At 34.3% G+C, this 6,495-nt stretch carries 5 protein-coding genes; 4 read left to right on the forward strand and 1 reads right to left on the reverse strand.

Annotation, left to right across the window (positions count from 1 at the left end; translation table 11 throughout):
* Positions 1 to 637 precede the first annotated feature (637 nt).
* The 4 genes from FFO06_RS20385 (at position 638) to FFO06_RS20400 (ending at position 5,023) form a co-directional block, all read left to right on the forward strand.
* On the forward strand, positions 638 to 1,564 hold the full coding sequence (locus FFO06_RS20385) for an undecaprenyl-diphosphate phosphatase (RefSeq protein ID WP_137909666.1): 927 nt from the start codon (positions 638 to 640) through the stop codon (positions 1,562 to 1,564).
* A 152-nt stretch (positions 1,565 to 1,716) separates the two neighbouring features.
* The gene (locus FFO06_RS20390; RefSeq protein ID WP_137909667.1) at positions 1,717 to 3,045 is read left to right on the forward strand and encodes a TIGR03279 family radical SAM protein; all 1,329 of its coding nucleotides are present in this window, start codon (positions 1,717 to 1,719) and stop codon (positions 3,043 to 3,045) included.
* A gap of 269 nt (positions 3,046 to 3,314) precedes the next feature.
* On the forward strand, positions 3,315 to 3,698 hold the full coding sequence (locus FFO06_RS21715) for a hypothetical protein (RefSeq protein WP_190371202.1): 384 nt from the start codon (positions 3,315 to 3,317) through the stop codon (positions 3,696 to 3,698).
* A 173-nt stretch (positions 3,699 to 3,871) separates the two neighbouring features.
* A complete protein-coding gene (locus FFO06_RS20400; RefSeq protein WP_137909668.1) occupies positions 3,872 to 5,023 on the forward strand; it encodes an LptF/LptG family permease in 1,152 nt (383 codons plus the stop codon).
* A gap of 266 nt (positions 5,024 to 5,289) precedes the next feature.
* On the opposite strand, the gene FFO06_RS20405 is transcribed toward FFO06_RS20400, so the two are convergent.
* A complete protein-coding gene (locus FFO06_RS20405) occupies positions 5,290 to 6,144 on the reverse strand; it encodes a Uma2 family endonuclease (RefSeq protein WP_137909669.1) in 855 nt (284 codons plus the stop codon).
* Positions 6,145 to 6,495 lie beyond the last annotated feature (351 nt).

Here is a 6,495-nt window from a genome sequence, read left to right on the forward strand (position 1 = left end):
TTTCAGCCGGGGGGCTTGACAGTGTTTTGAGTTTCGGGTATGATGATGTTATTGGTGGAAAATAGTGCGTCCATATATATAGAGTTTTGAATTACTAAGATTATTATTTCCAAAATAAATCTCCGCAGTAGGGAAAATATTAACCGCAACTTCTGGAAATACAAGATTGATTAAATAACTTGGATATTTTGTTATAGGGATATAAGTTATTTCTATAGGATTTTGGGAAAAAAGATTTTTCTCAATAAACAGGGGTCTATTCTCATGATTATTGAGAATTTTGTCAATAATTTCACGAGTTTTGGTAATTTCAGCCGGGGGGCTTGACAGTGTTTTGAGTTTCGGGTATGATGATGTTATTGGTGGAAAATAGTGCGTCCATATATATAGAGTTTTGAATTACTAAGATTATTATTTCCAAAATAAATCTCCGCAACTCTGAATTTGTTTTATGAAAATTATTTAATAATAATGATGCGTTACTTTGGGTATTTAAACATGGGGATTTATGATCTTGGGTTTTCTGCTGTTAACTCAATCTACCTTTCTGATCAGATTTTGTCTAACAAGACTGACCACAACCAAGTAAAGTTGGATAGTTTGCTAGAATTACGCATTGATTTTAGGAGTCTGGTTAATGACAACAATCTTAGAAACAAGTAGTATAAATATAATTTTGCTACAAATATCACAAATAACATCACCTAGTGAAGCAGTCAGTAGTCAAGTTGATTTAGTTCAAGGAATCATACAGGCATTTATTCTAGGTATTGTCCAGGGAATTACAGAGTTTTTACCAATTAGTAGTACAGCACATTTAATAATTTTTACAAAAGTATTTGGTTGGAAAGAACTTGGTGATAAAGATTTTGTTGATGCTATTCAATTTGGTAGTGTAATTGCCATTTTATGGTATTTTTGGTCTGTGATTTCTAGTTTAGTTAAAGGTGCAATTAAAGCTTTTAAAAATAAAGACTGGGAAAGGGAAGATTGGAAAATTGTTGTGGGAATTGCTGCGGGGACAATTCCAGCTTTAACAATTGGTTTTGTTTTCAAAGATGTAATTCCAGAAAGTTCCTTAATTATTGCGATCATGTCAATTATTATGGCATTTTTACTGGGTTTAGCCGAAAAAATTGGGACTCGGAAACGGGGTTTTGATGCTTTGGAGATTCGAGATGGTATTTTGGTAGGGTTGGGACAAACTTTAGCTTTAGTTCCGGGAGTTTCCCGTTCTGGTTCAACCTTAACCACAAGCTTATTTTTAGGGTTAAAAAGGGAAGCAGCAGCGAAATTTTCATTTTTATTAGGATTTCCAACTTTGACAATTGCGACTTTGTACAAAAGTTTGAAAATCTTCAAAATGTTCCAAGCTCATGAGTTACCAGATAATATTGTGATTTTCTTAATTATTGGTATCATTTCTACCTTTATTTTCTCTTATTTATCAATTGCCTTTTTAATCAAATACTTACAAACTAAAAATACCTTGGTTTTTGTTTGGTATAGATTGGCTTTTGGTATTTCCATCTTATTAGCTATTGCCGCAGGTTGGCCGGGATAACTCTGTTAGAATATTTACGGTAGTTGGGAATTGGGTATTAAATTTTAGATTTTACTTGTCTTAAATTAATTCCTACTCCCCTACTATTAGAATAATATAGATTTAGTCAATTGACAACTGACAACTGACCACTGACCACTGACCACTGACTCATGACTACTATTCAACCTGCTAAAATTACTAAGGTGCTTCCTGACTCAATTGCTGACGAAATTGGCTTTGAGGTTGGTGATATGATTGTTAGTATTAATGGCATAAAACCCCGTGATTTAATTGATTATCAGTTTTTATGTGCTGAGGAAATTCTAGAATTAGAAGTTTTAGATACGACAGGGAAAACCCATCATGTAGAAATTGAAAAAGATTATGATGATGATTTAGGTGTAGAATTTGCCACAGCTTTATTTGATAGTTTAATTCAGTGTAATAACCGTTGTCCTTTTTGCTTTATTGATCAACAACCACCGGGTAAACGCACCAGCTTGTATTTAAAAGATGATGATTATAGATTAAGCTTTCTCTATGGTTCTTATCTGACTTTAACGAATTTAACCGCTAAAGAATGGCAAAGAATTGAACAAATGCGATTATCACCTCTATATGTTTCTGTACATTCCACAGAACCAGAGGTAAGAATTAAACTTTTAAAAAATCACCGCGCTGGTGAAATTTTATCACAAATTCGCTGGTTTCAAGAACGAAGATTACAAATTCATGCCCAAGTCGTTGTTTGTCCGGGTATAAATGACAGTGAACATCTCGAAAGGACATTAAAAGACCTCACATCTTTTTATACTGGAGAATTACCAACAGTAGCATCAGTAGCAGTTGTTCCCGTGGGTTTAACGCGGTTTCGTCCCCAAGAAGATGAATTAATCCCTGTAACGCGGGAAAAAGCGAGGGAGGTAATTTGTCAAGTTAAATTACTAGCTGCGGAATTTCGCCAAAAATATGCTTCTAGTGTGGTATGGTTAGCTGATGAATGGTTTTTAATTGCGGGGGAAGAATTACCTACGGAAGCTGAATATGAAGAGTACCCCCAAATTGATAATGGTGTGGGTTCAATTCGCTTATTTATTAAACAATTTACCCAAACTGCAAAAATACTATTACCACCGAAAATTACACACCGACGTAGATTAACTTGGGTCGTCGGTAATGCGGTGGAAACAGCATTTAAACCACTATTACAGCAATTAAACACTGTGGAGGGTTTAGAGGTAAATATGCAAGCTTTGTGTAGTGATTATTGGGGTCAAAGTATCAGTGTGACTGGTTTATTAACAGGACATGATTTACTTTTAAACCTCAAAGGACAAGATTTAGGAGAGGGAATTTTATTACCTAGTGTTATGCTTAAACACGGGGAACTAGTATTTCTAGATGATATGACGGTTGAAGAAGTATCTCAACAATTAAATGTCAGCATTTTCCCTGTGTCAGGAGTGGAGGAATTAATTAAAACTTGTATTCGTCGGTAATAAATTTGGACTTTTCAATAAAATTAATATCTGTATTTTGTGAATATCAGTAACTACTGTAGTTTGCAGGTCATTTTTGAATGAAACTTGTGCAAAACGGGTATCTTATCTGTCTAAATTGTCTAAAACGAATGCACAAATACCGACAACGTTATTTATTTTCCCATAAGTTAATCATAAAATAAACAAAAGATAGTTATTACTTACACAGGAGTTGAGATTTCTAGATTTACAATGAAATAAGTAAATTTAGGTGTAATAACTACTTTATGTTAAGAATCTTTTCAACCCACAGGCTTTTTGCATTTCTACTCACTGGTTTAATGATTACCTCCTGTGGTGGAGGTACATCAAGTAATACTTCTAGTGGAGGTGGAGGTACTAATAGTGGAGGTACTAATAGTGGAGGTACTAATAGTGGAGGTGGAGGTACTACCCCTCAAACTTTGACTGTTAGTGTTCCCTCATTAAATTATACACAAACCATTACTAAGAGTACAACCATTAATGATATTACAGCCGCAAGGAGGGATTTAGCTACGCAGTGTACTTCCCTAGCAATAAATTTAAACCCTTTTGGTTCTGTGGTTCAAGTTTGCAATGCAGAGGTTGAAGCAGCATATAATCAAGCAGTTGCTTTTATCAGGAATTAAAGTCGTAGGTTGGGTAGAGTGACAGCGAAACCCAACATTTCTAAAAATAACTTCAACCAAGTTTGCGAAAAACAAAAATAAGATTAATAAGCGCACCACAAAATTTTTATCACTAATATCTGTATATCAAAATATCGTCAACTGCTGTAACTACATAACCTGCAAAATGATAAATGAAAAAAATAAATATTTTTCCTGACATATCATTACTAGATCACTATTTAATCTCAGAAATTATCCCGATTTTACTATTTACCATTGTTATTGTTACTGTTGTTGCGGAATCAATTGGTATATCATTCGAGCAATGTAGTTTTCTCCTGACGGAACAAATATCTTTGGGTACTTTAATATATTTACACATTCTTAAACTACCTGAATTTATTGTTTTTGCTGTACCAATTGCTATTTTAATGACCACAATATTCGTTTATGATAAATTATCAAGTACCAGGGAAATTATTGCTTTACAAAGTTGTGGAATAAGTTTATATAAGTTAATATATCCAGCTATTAATCTCAGTCTTATTCTCTCATTAATCCTATTTATTGTTAATGAATTTATTGTTCCTGTCTCTAACTATCAAGCTGCTATTACTTTAGAAAAAGCGATGAATATAAATAGATGGTATATTAAAAATTATGACATTGTTTATAAGGAATTAGCTAACAGGAATCATGAACAAATATCAGATGAAAATAATTATCTTAAATACCTCTTTTACGCGGAAAGATTTAGCAATGGAAAAATGAAAGAAGTTACCTTATTAATTAGAGATACCCAAGGATTAAAGGTAATTATAAAATCTAAATTTGCTGAATGGAATCAAAGAGAAAAATATTGGTATTTCTATGACGGTATCAAGAGTATAATTAATCCAGATGGTTCTTATGGTCAGGGAATTAAATTTGATAAAATTCCTCTTGATCTTTCTCATATATCTTCACAATTTCAACTCGATAGGGAAAAATTAGATGACAGAGAAATGAATATATTGCAAATTTATCAACGATTGTTAGTTGCGAAAAAAGCCGGGGATATTCCGAATATAATCAAATTACAAGTTAATTTTCAAAAAAGATTTACCCTACCATCTTCCTGTGCTGTATTGGCTTTCTTGGGTGCAGGTATAGGAATTAATTTACAACCAAGAATTAAATATAATAGTTTGACAATTACTTTAGTAATTGTCTGGTTAATAAAAATATTTGAGGCGATTATTCATGCTTTGATTATATCAGAAAATATCTCAATTTATGTAATGTGGCTACCAAATATTTTGGCTACAGTTTTTGGCTTCTATATATTAATTAAAAAAATTTAGGTAATGGGTAATGGGTAATTGGTAATTGGTAATTGGTAATTGGTGATAAAATCCCGTTTTCATCCTGTTTATCCTTTAATCCTGGACATCCTGATTCTGACGTTGTGCCTAACTAAATAGGTGAACGGAAAAAAACCAACATAAGTAACGAAAAGTAAAGTTGCCCGAAACCGTTCGGCTGACGCTCACGGCGAAGCCTCTTTTCTGTTCCCAGTTAAGAGTTCCCTGTTCCCTTGTCATAACAACAATTTCTAACGCCAACCTACTTAGCAACTTACGTTATTAGGATCAATCCCCTGAGATCGCAAATAAGCTATTAGCCGTTCTTTTTCCTGACGTTCTTGTTCAGCCCGTTGGTGTTCCTGTTCAGCCCGTTGACGTTCCTGTTCAGCCCGTTGGTGTTCTTGTTCAGCCCGTTGGTGTTCCTGTTCAGCCCGTTGGTGTTCTTGTTCAGCCCGTTGACGTTCCTGTTGAATCAATTCTACAGCCCAAGGTAACAAATTACCTGTTTTATCCCACCATCGCAACCAATAGCCAGTACGACCTTCCTTTGCACCTCTCCATGTTCCTAAAAATAGTCCCATGGTATCAACCCAATGACGACCATTCTCATCTGGTTGCTTTAATTCATAACGTCCATTTTCCAATTGATAATATTCTAATAATCCCCCCTCTGGCTCAAAAATTATATAAGTGGTGATTTGTAAAATTTGTTCATAAAAAAACCATTTTCCCGGTGGATAGATACGTTTAACTGAATATTCCCCACCGTCTTGATCTGATAAAAACTCTATTACTATTGTCGGTATATCCCCTTCTAAGTTGGGTGTATAACTTTTCCTTTCTGGTAATATCTCTTTCACTGAAGGTATGTATACCCAATCTGGTGCTTTAGCCACAAATTGCCCATTTAATGTGGCACATAGCCCAAAATTGGCGGCAATTAACATCTGTGGTTGTATAAATCCACTGATTTCTAAACTTTCACGCAAAGCCCCCGCTAAAAGTGGTTGTCCTGTATTTTCCACTGGTTCGTCCTCTAACTGAAAATCATCGGGTAAGGCTTCCCAGGAGATTACCAGTCCAGTCTGTGATTTAATTTCACTGAGTAGGGTTGCCATAAGCGCCATAAAGGTTGATTTATTCTGATTTTATCAGATGATATGACTCTTTAAGAAGAATATTGATTAATTAAATATCTGTTGAATGCCAGTATTTTCCCTGTAGCGGGAGTAGAGGAATTAATCAAGACTTATTATATTCAACTATTCAATAGATGATTCATGGTCTGGTCATTTAATCTCAGAATAACGTAGTATAATTGGGTTAATCGCATTTAAACCCAAGATGAAATACCTAACTCCAGAACAAGTTTATAAACAATTCAGCTATCACTCCAAGACAATCGCTTGTGGGGGCTGACAAGGAAAAAATAGCCGAAAAACAAAATATTTATGAGCCAAATAGTAGCC

The organism is Dolichospermum planctonicum (genome assembly GCF_005402965.1).
In the GTDB taxonomy this organism is placed as follows: domain Bacteria; phylum Cyanobacteriota; class Cyanobacteriia; order Cyanobacteriales; family Nostocaceae; genus Dolichospermum; species Dolichospermum planctonicum.